The sequence below is a fragment of the Bradyrhizobium sp. 159 genome, from assembly GCF_023073795.1.
GTDB lineage: Bacteria > Pseudomonadota > Alphaproteobacteria > Rhizobiales > Xanthobacteraceae > Bradyrhizobium.
This window is the reverse complement of sequence record NZ_JADPKE010000114.1, coordinates 399,513-413,180: the sequence shown is the minus strand read 5'-3', so window position 1 is coordinate 413,180 and position 13,668 is coordinate 399,513. Positions and strand designations below refer to the sequence as shown.

General features: G+C 63.4%; 14 protein-coding genes. 7 read left to right on the top strand and 7 right to left on the bottom strand.

Features of this window, described 5'->3' with window-relative positions:
• Nucleotides 1-101: 101 nt before the first annotated feature.
• Nucleotides 102-614 (bottom strand): helix-turn-helix domain-containing protein, encoded by a 513-nt coding sequence (locus IVA96_RS35145; protein WP_247280440.1) that lies wholly within the window; start codon nucleotides 612-614, stop codon nucleotides 102-104.
• A gap of 233 nt (nucleotides 615-847) precedes the next feature.
• Here IVA96_RS35145 and IVA96_RS35140 point away from each other — a divergent pair, with 233 nt between their 5' ends.
• Together IVA96_RS35140 and IVA96_RS35135 are read left to right on the top strand one after the other, a co-directional pair.
• Complete coding sequence (locus IVA96_RS35140) at nucleotides 848-1,480, top strand: 2-hydroxychromene-2-carboxylate isomerase (RefSeq protein WP_247422319.1); 633 nt, start codon at nucleotides 848-850, stop codon at nucleotides 1,478-1,480.
• A gap of 73 nt (nucleotides 1,481-1,553) precedes the next feature.
• The gene (locus tag IVA96_RS35135; RefSeq protein WP_247422317.1) at nucleotides 1,554-2,753 is read left to right on the top strand and encodes a CoA transferase; all 1,200 of its coding nucleotides are present in this window, start codon (nucleotides 1,554-1,556) and stop codon (nucleotides 2,751-2,753) included.
• Nucleotides 2,754-2,779: 26 nt separating this feature from the next.
• Here the strand turns inward: IVA96_RS35135 and IVA96_RS35130 are convergent, their stop codons facing one another.
• Nucleotides 2,780-3,457 (bottom strand): glutathione S-transferase family protein, encoded by a 678-nt coding sequence (locus IVA96_RS35130; RefSeq protein WP_256465516.1) that lies wholly within the window; start codon nucleotides 3,455-3,457, stop codon nucleotides 2,780-2,782.
• Nucleotides 3,457-4,197, bottom strand: coding sequence for an SDR family NAD(P)-dependent oxidoreductase (locus IVA96_RS35125; protein ID WP_247280444.1), 741 nt, complete (start codon nucleotides 4,195-4,197; stop codon nucleotides 3,457-3,459). The genes IVA96_RS35130 and IVA96_RS35125 overlap by 1 nt, the downstream gene beginning before the upstream one ends.
• A gap of 361 nt (nucleotides 4,198-4,558) precedes the next feature.
• Here IVA96_RS35125 and IVA96_RS35120 point away from each other — a divergent pair, with 361 nt between their 5' ends.
• From IVA96_RS35120 to IVA96_RS35100, 5 genes are read left to right on the top strand one after another with little or no spacing between them, the layout of a single operon-like run.
• Nucleotides 4,559-5,296 (top strand): SDR family oxidoreductase, encoded by a 738-nt coding sequence (locus IVA96_RS35120; protein ID WP_247422315.1) that lies wholly within the window; start codon nucleotides 4,559-4,561, stop codon nucleotides 5,294-5,296.
• Between the two features lie 14 nt (nucleotides 5,297-5,310).
• The gene (locus IVA96_RS35115) at nucleotides 5,311-6,492 is read left to right on the top strand and encodes an acyl-CoA dehydrogenase family protein (RefSeq protein ID WP_247422313.1); all 1,182 of its coding nucleotides are present in this window, start codon (nucleotides 5,311-5,313) and stop codon (nucleotides 6,490-6,492) included.
• A gap of 22 nt (nucleotides 6,493-6,514) precedes the next feature.
• Nucleotides 6,515-7,645, top strand: coding sequence for an acyl-CoA dehydrogenase family protein (locus tag IVA96_RS35110; protein ID WP_247422311.1), 1,131 nt, complete (start codon nucleotides 6,515-6,517; stop codon nucleotides 7,643-7,645).
• Between the two features lie 14 nt (nucleotides 7,646-7,659).
• On the top strand, nucleotides 7,660-8,847 hold the full coding sequence (locus IVA96_RS35105) for an acetyl-CoA C-acyltransferase (RefSeq protein WP_247422309.1): 1,188 nt from the start codon (nucleotides 7,660-7,662) through the stop codon (nucleotides 8,845-8,847).
• Between the two features lie 24 nt (nucleotides 8,848-8,871).
• The gene (locus tag IVA96_RS35100; RefSeq protein ID WP_247422307.1) at nucleotides 8,872-9,876 is read left to right on the top strand and encodes a nitronate monooxygenase family protein; all 1,005 of its coding nucleotides are present in this window, start codon (nucleotides 8,872-8,874) and stop codon (nucleotides 9,874-9,876) included.
• A 134-nt stretch (nucleotides 9,877-10,010) separates the two neighbouring features.
• Here IVA96_RS35100 and IVA96_RS35095 read toward each other — a convergent pair whose 3' ends face one another.
• From IVA96_RS35095 to IVA96_RS35080, 4 genes are all read right to left on the bottom strand, one after another.
• Nucleotides 10,011-11,150: a DUF305 domain-containing protein gene (locus IVA96_RS35095; protein WP_247422305.1), complete on the bottom strand. Its 1,140-nt coding sequence runs from the start codon at nucleotides 11,148-11,150 to the stop codon at nucleotides 10,011-10,013.
• Nucleotides 11,147-11,326 (bottom strand): CsbD family protein, encoded by a 180-nt coding sequence (locus tag IVA96_RS35090; protein WP_247280451.1) that lies wholly within the window; start codon nucleotides 11,324-11,326, stop codon nucleotides 11,147-11,149. Before IVA96_RS35090 ends, IVA96_RS35095 begins: the two co-directional genes overlap by 4 nt.
• A 150-nt stretch (nucleotides 11,327-11,476) precedes the next feature.
• Complete coding sequence (locus IVA96_RS35085; protein WP_247280452.1) at nucleotides 11,477-13,075, bottom strand: alpha-amylase family glycosyl hydrolase; 1,599 nt, start codon at nucleotides 13,073-13,075, stop codon at nucleotides 11,477-11,479.
• A 41-nt stretch (nucleotides 13,076-13,116) separates the two neighbouring features.
• Nucleotides 13,117-13,659, bottom strand: coding sequence for a hypothetical protein (locus tag IVA96_RS35080; protein WP_247280453.1), 543 nt, complete (start codon nucleotides 13,657-13,659; stop codon nucleotides 13,117-13,119).
• Between the last annotated feature and the right edge of the window lie 9 nt (nucleotides 13,660-13,668).

Genomic DNA, 13,668 nt, shown 5'->3' with positions numbered 1-13,668 from the left:
CCAGATCAGGACGGAGTGTGTGGCAGCAGGTTCAATGGGCGCCGACGCCGCTTTCCTCCTCGTATTGCCATCTCTGGCACGAGGCCCTCGATGTGCAGGCCTCAAGCGGCGCGCGAGCGTGCCTTTGTCTTTCGGACCTCCGGCGCCGCCGTCGCCGGGGTGCTGCGCGCACCCGGCCCAGGGTGAGTATGAACCTCCTTGGCCGACAGCGGCTCGCCGCATTCAGAGCACACCATGACCGGATCGAAGTCCTTTCCGCACTTGCGATGCTGGTGCAGCAAGGGCCGGCCGCGCTCGTCGACCATGTGGGTATCGCCCCAATGCACGATCGCCATCATGATCGGATAGAGGTCGAGGCCCTTCTGGGTCAGGATATATTCGTGGCGCTTGGGGGAGTCCTGGTAAGGAATGCGGCGCAGGATGCCCTGGCGAACCAGCTTCTTCAGCCGTTCGGCGAGCAAGTGCCGCGTGATCCCCAGCGCCGACTGAAATCCCTCGAAGCGGCGCGTGCGCAGGAAGCATTCGCGCAGGATCAGAAGAGTCCAGCGATCGCCGATCACGCCGATGGTTCGGGCCATCGAACATGGCTCTTCCTCGAGCTCTTTCCACTTCATTCACCCACTCCAATCGTCCCGGCATGGGCCGTCTCGAATCGCCACGGAGGCCGGCCCCGGGCTTCGCATTCTAGATAGGTACTGAATTCCAAACAATACCCCTCCCGGTAGGCCAAATCAGCAGAGTGCAAGTACGTTTGACAGTTCTATTTCAGAACTATATGCTTGACCGAACCTCGGGCTGGCGATCGGATCGCCGGTGACCGCCATTCGCTCTCCGGGAGAAGGCCCTGATGACCCTGAAGGTTGAATTCCAGTTCGATTTCGGCAGCCCGAACGCCTACCTGGCGGAAGTTGCCATTCCCGGCATCGAGCAGCGCACCGGCGTGAAGTTCGCGTATGTCCCGGTTCTGCTCGGCGGCATCTACAAGGCGACCGGCAACATGTCGCCGTTCGATTCGCTTCGCGGGATCAAAAACAAGCCGGAATACCAGGCGTTGGAGACCCAGCGGTTCATCCGCCGCCATAACATCACGAAGTTTCGCCAGAATCCATTCTTCCCGGTCAACACGCTGATGCTGATGCGTGGCGCCGTCGCCGCCCAGTTCGAGGGTATGTTCGAGCCCTACTTCCGCGCCGCCTATCATCATATGTGGGAAGAGCCCAAGAAGATGGATGATCCGGAAATCTTCCGGAGCGCGTTCGTGTCCTCGGGGATCGACATCGACCGGCTGATTGCGCGTGCGCAGCAGGATGACGTCAAGAAGAGGCTGATCGATCTGACCAATGACGCCGTCAGCCGCGGTGCATTTGGTTCACCGACATTCTTCGTCGGCAAGGAGATGTTCTTCGGCAAGGACCAGATCCGCGACGTCGAGGAGTCGATCCTCGAGCAGACCAGACAACCTGTTTCCAAGACGGCCTGACGGCCCGACTGTCCAGGTTGAGTGGCGAAAGCCACTCGGACCCAAAGCAAACGCAAATTCAGGGAGAATGCCCATGCCCGGCCCACTTCACGGCGTTCGAGTGCTCGATCTGACCGGCGTGGTGTCGGGTCCGTTCGCGACCATGTTTCTGGCGGACCAGGGCGCCGACGTGCTGAAGATCGAGCCAATCGGTGGCGACATCACCCGCCGCAGCCGTGCCACCATCGACAAGGAGGGCGAGTTCTCCGCACTGTTCATCTCGTCAAACCGTGGCAAGCGCTCGCTGTCGATCGACATCAAGAGCGCTGCCGGGCGCGAGGTGCTCGCCAAGCTGATCGCGCAGTCCGATGTCCTGGTGCAGAATTTCCGGCCAGGTACCATGGAACGCCTCGGTGTCGGGGTCGAGGAATTGCGCCAGCGCCATTCGCGCCTGATCTACGTCTCGATCAGCGGCGTCGGTGATAGCGGCCCCTACGTGAAGAAACGGGTCTATGATCCGATCATTCAGGGCTTGTCCGGCTTCGCCGACATCCAGTCGCAGCCGGTCACGAACCGCCCGCAGATGATCCGCACCATCGTATGCGACAAGACCACCGCGGTGTTCACCGCGCAGGCCGTGGCGGCTGCGCTCTATGCCCGTGAGAAGACGGGGCAGGGTGACCACATCCAAGTGGCGATGCTGGATACGATGATCTCCTACCTCTGGCCGGAAGGAATGATGCAGTACACGGTGGTCGGCGCCGAGGCAGCCGCCGCCGATCCGAATGATCGGCCGGACTTGGTGTTCAAGACCAGCGACGGCTACATCACCGCCGGTACCATCTCCGATTCCGAATGGCAGGGCTTTTGCCGTGCCTCCGGCGACCCCGAGCTCGCCAAGGATCCCCGCTTTGCGACGCCAGCGGCGCGCTCGGTCAATGCCACCGCGCGGATCAACAAGATGGCGGAATACATCAGCCAGCATACGACAGCCGAATGGCTGGAACGCCTCGACGCAGCGGATGTACCTTGCGCGCCGATCCTGCGTCGGGCCGAGATCATCCACAACAAACAGGTCCTCGCCCGCGGCATCATCGCCGAATTCGATCAGCCGAAGGTCGGCCGGGTGCGGCAGCCGAGGCCGGCAGCCCGCTTCGAGGTCAACCAGGCCGCGATCGGCGGGCCGGCCCCCCGGGTCGGCGAGCATTCGCGCGAGGTACTGCGCGATCTGGGCTACGACGACCGCGCCATCGACAAGATGATCGCCGAGCGCAGCGTGCGCGCGGCCGTATAGACGGGAGCGCGCACCGGCGATTGCTCTCAGACGGTTGCCGATACCGGCGTAATTGGCGCCACGGGCACATTCGCCGCCTGGGCTCTGCAATACGCGTCCCGCCCGTGAATGCGCTCAAGGTATGGGTGCGCATTGTCGCAAATGTCGACCCCATAAGTGATGGCCCAATCGAGGCACGTCGTGAGCAGGAGGTCGGCGCTGGTGAACTGGTCGCCCATCAGGAACTGGCGCCCGTCCATCAGCGCGACCTCCACATGCCGCAATTGTTGCCGGAAATATTGGCCGGCTTGGGCGACGACCTCGGGGGCGACGCCATAGATGTGTCCGAGCGCATCCGCCCGGTGACGGCGCATGACATAGAGGCTCGTCGAATCGAGCTCGGCCACGACAAAGAAGCACCATTCGAGCCACGCGGCATAGTCGCGGGTGGCTTCCGGAATCAGCGAGCGCTCCGGCGTGGAATACATGCGCGACAGGTACGCGACGATCGCGGCGCTTTCACCGATGCAGAAGTCGCCATCCTGCAACAGCGGAATCTTCTGGCGGGGATTGAGCCGGGTGTATTCAGCGGTCTTGGTTTCGCCTGTCCGTGGTCCGATCGGCTTGACCTTGTAGGACAAGCCGAGTTCGTGCATCGCCCAATGTGCACGAATGGTGCGGCTTGTTCCGGCACCCCACAGGGTGAGGTCGGGTGTCGTACTCATCACCACTTCTCCACCGACGGGCGAAGATCGAGTTCATGGGTCCAGCCGTCGCGGCTCTGCTGATGCGTGAACCAATAGGCTTCTGCGATAGAAGAGGTCTTCGTCAGGCTGTCCGGCGGGATCTCGCTTGCCTCGATCCCCTTCGCCGCTTTCATGCGCTGGTGGATGGCTTCGCTGTCGACACCGGCGTCGATGATGAGATGGACGACGTGGATGTTCTTCGGCCCAAGCTCGCGCGCCATGGCCTGAGCCACCGCGCGAAGCCCGAACTTCGCCGACGAAAACGCCGCAAACCCCTGGCCGCCGCGAATGCTGGCCGTCGCACCGGTAAAGAAAAGGGTGCCGTGCCCGCGCGGCAGCATGACGCGCGCGGCCTCGCGCCCGACGAGAAATCCGGCGTAGCAGGCCAGCTCCCAGGCCTTGAAAAACAGTTTTTCGGAGGTCTCCACGAGAGGCTTGTTGACGTTCGATCCGGCATTGAAAAGGCAGACCTCGATCGGTCCGATCTTCTTTTCGATATCGGAAAAGAGCTTCTGGACCTCGGCTTCCTGCCGCGCATCGACGCTGAAGGCATGGATGCGATGGCCGTCAGCCGTCAGCTCGTCCACCAGCGCCTGGGATTTGGTTGCGTCACGCCGACAGATGCAAACTGTGTAGCCGCCTTTGGCAAAGCGCCGGGCGACGGCGGCCCCGATCGCATCGCCCGCGCCCACCAGGATCGCCACGCCGGGACCTTCCATGATCGCTTCTCCCTATAAGTTCTTATTTGATACCTATAGCTAGCCGTTCGCAGCAATGTTGTAAACGACGTTCTGTAAGTCCAAAGAAAAGCGACAGCTACTCTGCCGTTCCGGCGCGAAATCGCCGGATGGCAATTTAGCAATTGACGAGTTCTAAAAAAGAACGTTAACTCCAATCCGAATAGGCCTTGACAAAGAACCGGGCCGATCGTTCGGGAGGTTGGCAGTGGCGGGCTCTTTCAGGCGCGGTCGATATCGCCGGCGACCGGGTGATCACGGTGCGCGGACAGCGCATTATGCGGGATGCTCCGGCACCGGCAGAGCAGCTTCAACAGATCTAACCTAATCCGGGAGACGACCCTTGCAGAAGAGAAACGCAACCGTGGCCGTGATTGGTGCCGGCGACTATATCGGCAGCGAGATCGCAAAGAAGTTTGCCTCCGAGGGCTTCACAGTGTTTGCGGGGCGCCGCAACGGCGCCAAGCTCGATCCGCTCGTCAAGGAGATAGAGGCGGCCGGCGGCGAAATCCACGCGCGTTCGCTCGACGCGCGCAAGGAGGAGGAGATCATTTCCTTCCTAGGAGACGCCGACAAACATGCGCCGCTCGAGGTCTGCATTTTCAACATCGGGGCCAACGTCAACTTCCCTATCCTGGAAACGACCGAGCGCGTCTTCCGCAAGGTCTGGGAGATGGCCTGCTATTCCGGCTTTCTCGCCGGCCGCGAAGCCGCGCGGCTGATGCTGCCTCGCGGCAAGGGCAACATCTTCTTTACCGGCGCCACGGCGAGCCTGCGCGGCGGCATCGGCTATGCCGCCTTCGCCAGTGCCAAGTTCGGTCTGCGGGCTGTTGCCCAAGCCGCGGCGCGCGAACTGGGGCCGAAGAACATTCACGTTGCGCATCTCATCATCGACTCCGGGGTCGACACCGAATGGGTGCGCCAGCGGCGGGTCGAGGCGCTCGGTCCGGACGCCCTCGACAATCCCGATCTCTTGATGCCGCCGTCGTCGGTCGCGGAATCCTATTGGCTGCTGTATCAGCAGCCGCGCAGCGCCTGGACCTTCGAGCTGGAGATCCGCCCCTTCGGTGAGAAGTGGTAGCGGAGACCGCTGCGATGGAGCTCAATCTTTCCAGTGAGGACGCTGCCTTTCGCGATGAGGTGCGCGCCTTCATCGCAGAGAATTATCCGGCGGAAATGCGCGTTCCGAATCCCGAGACCGATTTGACCAAGGAGCAATCGCTGCTCTGGCATCGCATTCTCTACAATAAGGGCTGGATCGCGCCGTTATGGCCCAAGAAGTATGGCGGTCCGGGCTGGTCGATCACGCAACGCTTCATCTTCGAGCAGGAGACCTCCCGGGCCGGAACGCTGCCGCCGCTCGCGTTCAGCGTGACCATGGTCGGGCCGGTGATCTACACGTTCGGCAACGAGGCGCAGAAGAGGCGCTTCCTGCCGCGGATTCTCTCCGGCGACGATTGGTGGTGCCAGGGCTATTCGGAGCCGGGCTCCGGCTCGGACCTTGCGACCGTCAGAACCAAGGCGGTGCGCGACGGCGACCACTACATCGTCAACGGCCACAAGACCTGGACCACGCTGGCGCAGCACGCCGACTGGATTTTCTGCCTGGTGCGGACCGACCCGAACGCGAAGCCGCAATCCGGCATCTCCTTCCTGCTGATCGACATGAAGTCGCCCGGCGTCACCGTGCGGCCGATCATCACGATCGACGGCAGCCACGAGGTCAACGACGTCTTCCTAGAGAACGTCCGCGTGCCGGTGGAGAACCTCGTCGGCGAGGAGAACAAAGGCTGGACTTACGCCAAGTTCCTGCTCGGCAACGAGCGGACCAGTATGGCGGGCATCGGACGGTCGACCCGTTACATCGGGAAGCTGAAGCAGATCGTGAAGGCCGAGATACCAGCGGACGATCCGGCACATCTCGAGTTTCTGCGGGACATCGCCCGCATCGAGCTCGATGTCCTGGCTCTGGAGGCGACCGAACTGCGCGTCGTCGGCCAGATGGCGCGCGGCATCGACCCGGGGCCGGCGGCGTCGCTGTTCAAGATCCGCGGCACCGAGATATTCCAGAACATCACCGAACTCACTCATCGCGCGATTGGCAATTACGGCCTTGCGATCCGCGAGCATCCGGTCAGCGCCAACCACTTCATGCCGGGCCCTGAGTACGCTCATACCGCGTCGGAGAAATATCTGAACGCGCGCAAGCTCAGCATCTACGGCGGATCGAACGAGATCCAGCGAAACATCATCGCCAAAGCAGTGCTCGGTCTTTAGGCGCGGGCATCGGGAGGATCGGATGGACATCCAGTTCACGGAAGAGCAGGACATGCTGCGATCCAGCGTCCAGCGTTTGCTGCGCGACCAATACGATTTCGACACGCGCCGCAAGATCGTGGCGAGCGAGCAAGGCTTCAGCCGGAAGCATTGGGAGGCCTTCGCGGAGCTCGGGCTGCTCGCGGCGCCGTTCTCCGAGGAGGTCGGCGGTCTCGGCGGTGGTCCTTTGTCGACCATGATCATCATGCATGAGTTCGGCCGGCACCTCGTCATCGAGCCTTTCGTCGAAACGGTGGTGCTGGCCGGCGGCCTGATCGAGCAGATTGGCACGCCGGAGCAGAAACAAGCCTTCATCCCCGGCATCATCGACGGCACAAAGACCTGGGCTCTGGCCTGGACGGAGAAGGAATCGCGCTTCGATCTTGGCAATGTCACGAGGACGGCGCGGCGCGAGGGCAATGACTACATCCTGAGCGGCGCGAAGACCATGGTGATCGCCGCGCCGTGGGCCGACGATCTGATCGTCTCGGCCCGGACCTCCGGCGATGACCGTGACCGTGGCGGCGTCAGCCTGTTCGTGGTCGATCGCCGGGCCGCCGGCGTCGATCTTCAGAGCTTCAAGACCATCGACGGCCGCCGCGCCGCCGAGATCAGCCTGCGCGAGGCTCGCGGGCAATTGCTCGGACCGGAAGGCGAGGGCGTTGCCGCGCTGGAGGCCTGCCGCGATCGCGCGATCGGCGCGCTCTGCGCGGAAGGCGTCGGTGCGATTGGCGAGCTGAATTCCGCCACACTGGAATATTCGAAGACCCGCAAGCAGTTCGGCACCACCATCGGCTCCTTCCAGGTGCTGCAGCATCGGATGGTCGACATGTTCATCGCGCATCAGGAGGCGCTCTCCCTGCTGCAACATCTCAACCTCAGCCTCGCTGCGGGCGATGTGGGACTCCCGCGGCTCGCCTCGGGCGCCAAGTCGAAGATCGGCTATGCCGGCAAGTTCGTCGCCGAGCAGGCGGTACAGCTTCATGGCGGCATGGGAATGACCGACGAGCTCAACGTCGGACATTATTTCAAGCGAATCTCCTCCATCAACATCCAGTTCGGCGATCCCGCGTTCCACGTGCTGCGCTACGCGCAGCTGGATGCAGCCGCGTAAACAGAGAGGCCAGCATGACGACTGAAGCAGTCATCGTTTCCACGGCTCGGACCGCCGTCGGCAAAGCCTATCGCGGCGCGCTCAACAACACGGACGGCCCCACCATGGCCGGGCATGTGATGGCCGAAGCGGTGAAGCGGGCCGGCATCGCGCCCGGCGAAGTCGAGGACGTGGTGATGGGCTGCGCGATGCAGCAAGGCACCATGGTGATGAACGTCGCCCGCAAGGGCGCGATCCGCGCTGGCCTGCCGGTCACCGTCGCCGGCACCACCATCGACCGCCAATGTGCGTCGGGGCTGCAGGCCATCGCAGTTGCAGCACGATCGGTCATGCTCGATGGCGTCGAAGTCGCGATCGGCGGCGGCATCGAGTCGATCAGTCTCGTGCAGAACGAGCACATGAACAAGTTCCACGCCGTCGACGATGAGCTGATGGCGATGAAGCCCGAAATGTACATGTCGATGCTCGAGACCGCCGAGATCGTCGCCGAGCGCTACAAGATCGGTCGCGACAAGCAGGATGAATATAGTCTCGAATGTCAACGGCGCGTCGGCGCTGCTTTGCAGGCCGGCCGCTTCAACGACGAAATCGTGCCATTCACGACCAGGATGGCGCTTGTCAACAAGGACACCAAGGAGGTCACCTACGAGGAGGTGACGCTGACAAAGGACGAAGGCCCACGCCCCGAGACCACGGCCGAGGGCCTGTCGAGGATCAAGCCGGTGTTCGAAGGCAAGACGATCAGCGCGGGCAATGCCAGCCAGCTTTCGGACGGTGCTTCGGCCTGCGTCATCATGAGCGACAGGATCGCGGCCAGGAAGGGCCTCAAGCCGCTCGGCATCTTCCGCGGCTTCGTCGCCGCTGGCGTCGAACCCGACGAGATGGGCGTCGGCCCGATCGTCGCGATCCCGCGCTTGCTCAAGCGCCATGACCTCAAGATCGACGACATCGATCTTTGGGAGCTGAACGAGGCTTACGCGGTGCAGGTGATTTATTGCCGCGACAAGCTCGGCATCGACCCGGACAAGCTCAACGTCAACGGCGGATCGATCGCGATCGGTCACCCCTACGGCATGACCGGAGCGCGGCTTACCGGCCACCTCCTTCTCGAGGGCCGGCGGCGCAAGGCAAAGTACGGCGTGGTGACCATGTGCATCGGCGGCGGCATGGGCGCGGCGGGACTGTTCGAAATCATTCACTGAGCGGAAAACGCGGGGAGGTCATTCGTGAAGACAGCGATCACTGAACTGTTCGGCATCGAACATCCGATCATCCAGGGTGGGATGCACTATGTCGGCTTTGCCGAACTCGCAGCCGCGGTGTCGAATGCCGGCGGGCTCGGAATCATCACCGGCCTGACGCAGCGGACGCCGGAACTGCTGGCCAAGGAGATCGCGCGCTGCCGCGACATGACGGATAAGCCATTCGGGGTGAACCTGACTTTCCTGCCCACCTTCAGCGCACCGCCCTATCCGGAATACATCGCTGCGATCAGAGAGGGCGGCGTCAAGATCGTCGAAACCGCCGGGCGCAGCCCCGAACAGTACATGCCGGCCTTGAAGGCGGGCGGCATCAAGGTGATCCACAAATGCACCTCGGTCCGACATTCGCTGAAGGCCGAGCAGATCGGCTGCGATGCCGTCAGCGTCGATGGCTTCGAATGCGGCGGCCATCCGGGCGAAGACGACATGCCCAACATGATCCTGTTGCCGCGTGCGGCCGAGGAACTGACGATACCGTTTGTTGCCTCCGGTGGCATGGCGGACGCGCGCAGCCTGGTTGCGGCGCTGGCAATGGGCGCCGCCGGCATGAACATGGGCACGCGCTTCATCGCCACCAAGGAGGCGCCGGTGCACGAGAACGTCAAGAATGCTTTGGTGCGGGCGTCGGAGCTCGATACAAGGCTGGTCATGCGGGCGCTCCGCAACACCGAGCGGGTCTTGAACAACAAGGGCGTCGAGCAGCTGCTCGGAGTCGAGCGGGAGAAAGGCAAGAGCCTCAAGATCGACGACATCCATGATCATGTGGCGGGCGTCTATCCCAAGGTGATGATCGAGGGCGATATGGACGCGGGCGCCTGGAGCTGCGGCATGGTCGTCGGGCTCATCCGCGACATTCCAACCGTGAAGGAGCTGGTCGACCGCATCATGGCGGATGCCGAGCGACTGATCAGGGGCAGGCTTACGGGATTTCTCGACGCCGACAGTGGGTCCGCGCTGAAGGTGGCGTGAAGCCGCGGCGAGCGGCTCGGCTTTTTGTGGATCGAGCAGCGCACTCCCACGAGTGCGTCTGATGAGTCTTGAAGTCGGTCATGTCGCAAAGAGACTTGGCCTGCCGCATCGATGCGAGCCAAGGTTCCTCGCGCTCAATTGACGTTGTCGCCGAACATGTTGCGAAAGGCCGTCGCCACCGCGGCGACGCCGCTCACGCCTTGCATCAGCGCGATCTCACCTTGCTGCTCATGGCGGAGGGCATGAGCCATGATGCGCAGGCGCGGATCGCCACGGCTATGCCACATCTGGTCCGCCATCTTCACCGCACCCCGATGATGCAACGTCATCATCTCGACAAAGAGGCGGGCGAACGCCTCGGGCGCGGCGATCCTGACTTGACGCATCTCGGCCGGCGTCAGAAAGCCCGGCATGGCGGAGCGCTCCTGCGCGGTGCAGTCCGGCATCTCCGTGTCGAACCAGCTCAGCCACCAGTTCTCGAAGATTGTTTTCTCGCCGGTCTGGCTTGCGATCATCAGCATCGCGAGCTTCTGCAAATGCGGGTCTTGCGCACGCTCGGTTGCGATCCGCGCAAGCTCGATGCCTTGCGCGTGGTGGGTGGTCATGTGCCGGATATAGGCTTGGTCGACATCCCTGTCGCGTCCCATCCACGGCAGCTCGTAGCCATGGCGGCCGAAAAAAGCGATCGTCCCGAGCAGTGCGATCACGACCAGGGCGCCGGTGATCCAGGCATTGGTGAATCGCAGATCGCGGGCGGGCGTATCGCCGTGGGCCCAGCGCAGCCGCGCGAACAGGGGATACATCACGGCCGACGAGCCGTGCACCAGAAGCCCGATCCAGTAGGGCTGCTGCAGCGTGAACAGGGGCTGCCAGAACGGAAAAAGCGGTACCAGCACGAACCATTCCATGCCTGAGGAAAACACCGCCCAGGGCAGCGCGAGCAGCAGGATCGTCAGCGGCCGCAAGTCCGCCGTCCAGCGTCCCAGCACGCCGAAGAAGACAACCGCCCAGGAAAAGTCCGCCCATTGATGGAACGCGATGCCGGTGACGACCGCGCTCCATGAGGGCTCGGCGCTGATCGCCCAGTCGCGCGCCGGAATGGTGGCGACAATCATCCAGTCGACCGCTGCATCGCGGCCGATCCGGGCGGCGAAGAGCTGGCTGACGATGGTCGAGAAGGTGCTGCTGATCAGGCCGAGCGCGATGGCCGCGGTCCAGCGCGAGCGGCGTCGCCTCCTGGTGACGTAAAGCGCCGGCTCGGACGGCGCGTTCACGTCAGCTGCTGGAGCTTCTTCAGCGGATTGAGCTCGCTCGGTTTGTCCTGTTCGTCGCGGCCGCGCTCCGCCTCGGCCTTGCCGTCGTCGTGGAGTTCCTGATCCCCGACGATCTCGCCGACGGCCTGTTTCGCCTTGCCGGCGATCCGCTGCTTAAGACCCTTCACCTTGCCCATTGCAGCCTCCAAGCTCACGCCGCCGCCCCGGCCCCCAAAGGGGGGAATGAGCGCCGGAGCTAGCGGTTTCGTCCAAAATGCGTCCGGCAGCACGGGGGGAGATGCCGGAGGCGTTGATCAGACTCCTCGGCGCGCCGATGGTTCCTCCGATCATCGCCGCGCGAGCTCGATGATCACGCCTTCATTGCCCCGAAGCAGGATCGATGCATCCGGCAATGCTTCGCACGGCCGGTCCAGGTGCGTCGACATCAGCAGGCGCCCGCGGCCCTGCCAGTGCCATCTTCGCGGCTCGGCGGCCATGTTGAGCGCGACCAGCACTTCGCTTGGGCCCGCCAGGCGCTTGAAGGCGAGCACGTCGTTTTGCGAGCGTAGCGGCGCGTGGCTGCCGTCGCGCAGACAGGCATGCTCGCGCCGTAACGCGATCAGCGCGCGAAACAGCGCCAGGAGGGAACGCTCGTCCCGTCTCTGCTGCGCCACGTTTGGCGCATCGCCGGGCCCGAGGGGCAGCCACGGGCTGCCCGTGGTGAATCCGCCGCTCTCGCCGTCATCCCAGCGCATCGGCGCGCGCTCGGGGTCGCGGCAAAGTCCATAGCCCGGCACGAGCTTCTCGAAGGAATCGTGAACGCGATCGGCCGGAATGGGAACGCGCTTGCGGCCGATCTCGTCGCCCATGAAGAAGAACGGCGTTCCACGCAGCGTCATCAACAGCATCGCGAGCACGCGCATCTGCGCCGCACCGATCTTGCTCGCGATCCGCTGCTTGTCATGCCCGCCGATCACCCACACCGGCCAAGCGCCCTTGGGAATGGCGTTGAGATAGGCGTCGATGGTCGCCTGGAGCGACAGCGCGTCCCATTGCGAGTCCAGCAGCGCAAAATTCAGCGGCAGGTGCAGGCGAGGTCGATCGTTGCCGTAGAAGTGGCCGATCCGGTCGATCTTGCCCTGAACTTCGCCGCACAACACCCGGTCCGGATAGCCATCGATCACCTCCCGGATGAATTCGATGCACGACATCGTCTCCGGCCGGTCGTCGGTAAATACGAGCGTATGGCGTTGTGGCGGCGGCCTGTCCTTGGCTTTCGGGTTCGGTGGATTGTCGCGCAAGAGATCGTCCTTGATCAGCACGGCGCTGGCATCGACGCGAAAGCCGTCGACGCCGCGGTCGAGCCAGAAGCGTATGACGTCGGCGATCGCTGCTCTCACGTCCGGATTGCGCCAGTTCAGGTCGGGCTGCTCGACCAGGAAGGAGTGGTAATAATATTGCCGCCGCGCCTCACACCATTCCCAGGCGCTGCCGCCGAAACGACTGAGCCAATTGTTCGGCGGCCCGCCATTCTCGGCCGGATCGGCCCAGACGTACCAATCGGATTTCGCGCTGTGGCGCGAACTGCTGCTCTCGACGAACCAGGCATGGTCGTCGGCGGTATGATTGGGGACAAGGTCGAGAATGACCCGGATGTCTTCCGCGTGCAGGGCACTGAGGAGGCGATCGAACGCGTCGAGCGTGCCGAAACTCGGGTCGATTGAACAATAATCGGAGATATCATAGCCGAAATCGCGAAAGGGGGTGCGGTAGATCGGCGTGAGCCACACCGCATCGACGCCGAGCCATTTCAGGTAGTCGAGCCGCGACATCAAGCCGGCGAGGTCGCCTTTGCCGTCGCCATTGGAATCCTGGAACGAGATCGGCGCGATTTCATAAACGACTGCGGATTGCCACCACGCGCGTTCGTCACGGGATTCGTTCATTGCCTCGATTCACCTCGTTACGGTTGGTCTCTCGCGCGAGCTCAGGATCGCTCGGGCATGGGGTGCGCGGCGATCTGCTTCGCGCCGCTTCTGGCGTTTTCCAGCCCCTTGGGGAAGCCGCTGCGGTTCGGATAGAGCTTGCGCCTTGCTTCGCGCGGCGGCCGCCGCGGCCTGGTGTCCTGCGCGGCGCGATAGTCGAGCATGGCGATGCCCCCGACCATCAGGAGGGCCAGCGCGATATTGCTTTTCTTGGGATTGTCGGATGTCAGTCCGGAGAGCAGCGCGGCGGCATCGAGGCCGTCGCCGCCGACGCGGGCCCAGAGGCCGGCGTTCTTGTCCACGGACAGCGACATGATCCCGGCAAGGATCTCCCGCACGCCGAAGGCGCGGACCAGCGTCTCATGGCCTTCCATGCCCAGCGTCGCGGTGATGCGCCGTGGCGCAAGGAATTCCACGGCGCCGAGACCGATACTGAACCAGCCGAGCGCGCGGGCGAGCTGGTCTTCCGGTCGCTTCAGGCTCGGCCCGCCCTCGAGGATTTTCGGATCACCCTTGGTGCGGACGATGTTGGAGAAGTGAAACATGGCGGACTT

Excerpts from the sequence above, each read along its gene's own strand:
- IVA96_RS35145 (WP_247280440.1), bottom strand. The coding sequence starts at position 614 with ATGAAGTGGAAAGAGCTCGAGGAAGAGCCATGTTCGATGGCCCGAACC.
- IVA96_RS35140 (WP_247422319.1), top strand. The coding sequence starts at position 848 with ATGACCCTGAAGGTTGAATTCCAGTTCGATTTCGGCAGCCCGAACGCC.
- IVA96_RS35135 (WP_247422317.1), top strand. The coding sequence starts at position 1,554 with ATGCCCGGCCCACTTCACGGCGTTCGAGTGCTCGATCTGACCGGCGTG.
- IVA96_RS35130 (WP_256465516.1), bottom strand. The coding sequence starts at position 3,457 with ATGAGTACGACACCCGACCTCACCCTGTGGGGTGCCGGAACAAGCCGC.
- IVA96_RS35125 (WP_247280444.1), bottom strand. The coding sequence starts at position 4,197 with ATGGAAGGTCCCGGCGTGGCGATCCTGGTGGGCGCGGGCGATGCGATC.
- IVA96_RS35115 (WP_247422313.1), top strand. The coding sequence starts at position 5,311 with ATGGAGCTCAATCTTTCCAGTGAGGACGCTGCCTTTCGCGATGAGGTG.
- IVA96_RS35110 (WP_247422311.1), top strand. The coding sequence starts at position 6,515 with ATGGACATCCAGTTCACGGAAGAGCAGGACATGCTGCGATCCAGCGTC.
- IVA96_RS35105 (WP_247422309.1), top strand. The coding sequence starts at position 7,660 with ATGACGACTGAAGCAGTCATCGTTTCCACGGCTCGGACCGCCGTCGGC.
- IVA96_RS35090 (WP_247280451.1), bottom strand. The coding sequence starts at position 11,326 with ATGGGCAAGGTGAAGGGTCTTAAGCAGCGGATCGCCGGCAAGGCGAAA.
- IVA96_RS35085 (WP_247280452.1), bottom strand. The coding sequence starts at position 13,075 with ATGAACGAATCCCGTGACGAACGCGCGTGGTGGCAATCCGCAGTCGTT.
- IVA96_RS35080 (WP_247280453.1), bottom strand. The coding sequence starts at position 13,659 with ATGTTTCACTTCTCCAACATCGTCCGCACCAAGGGTGATCCGAAAATC.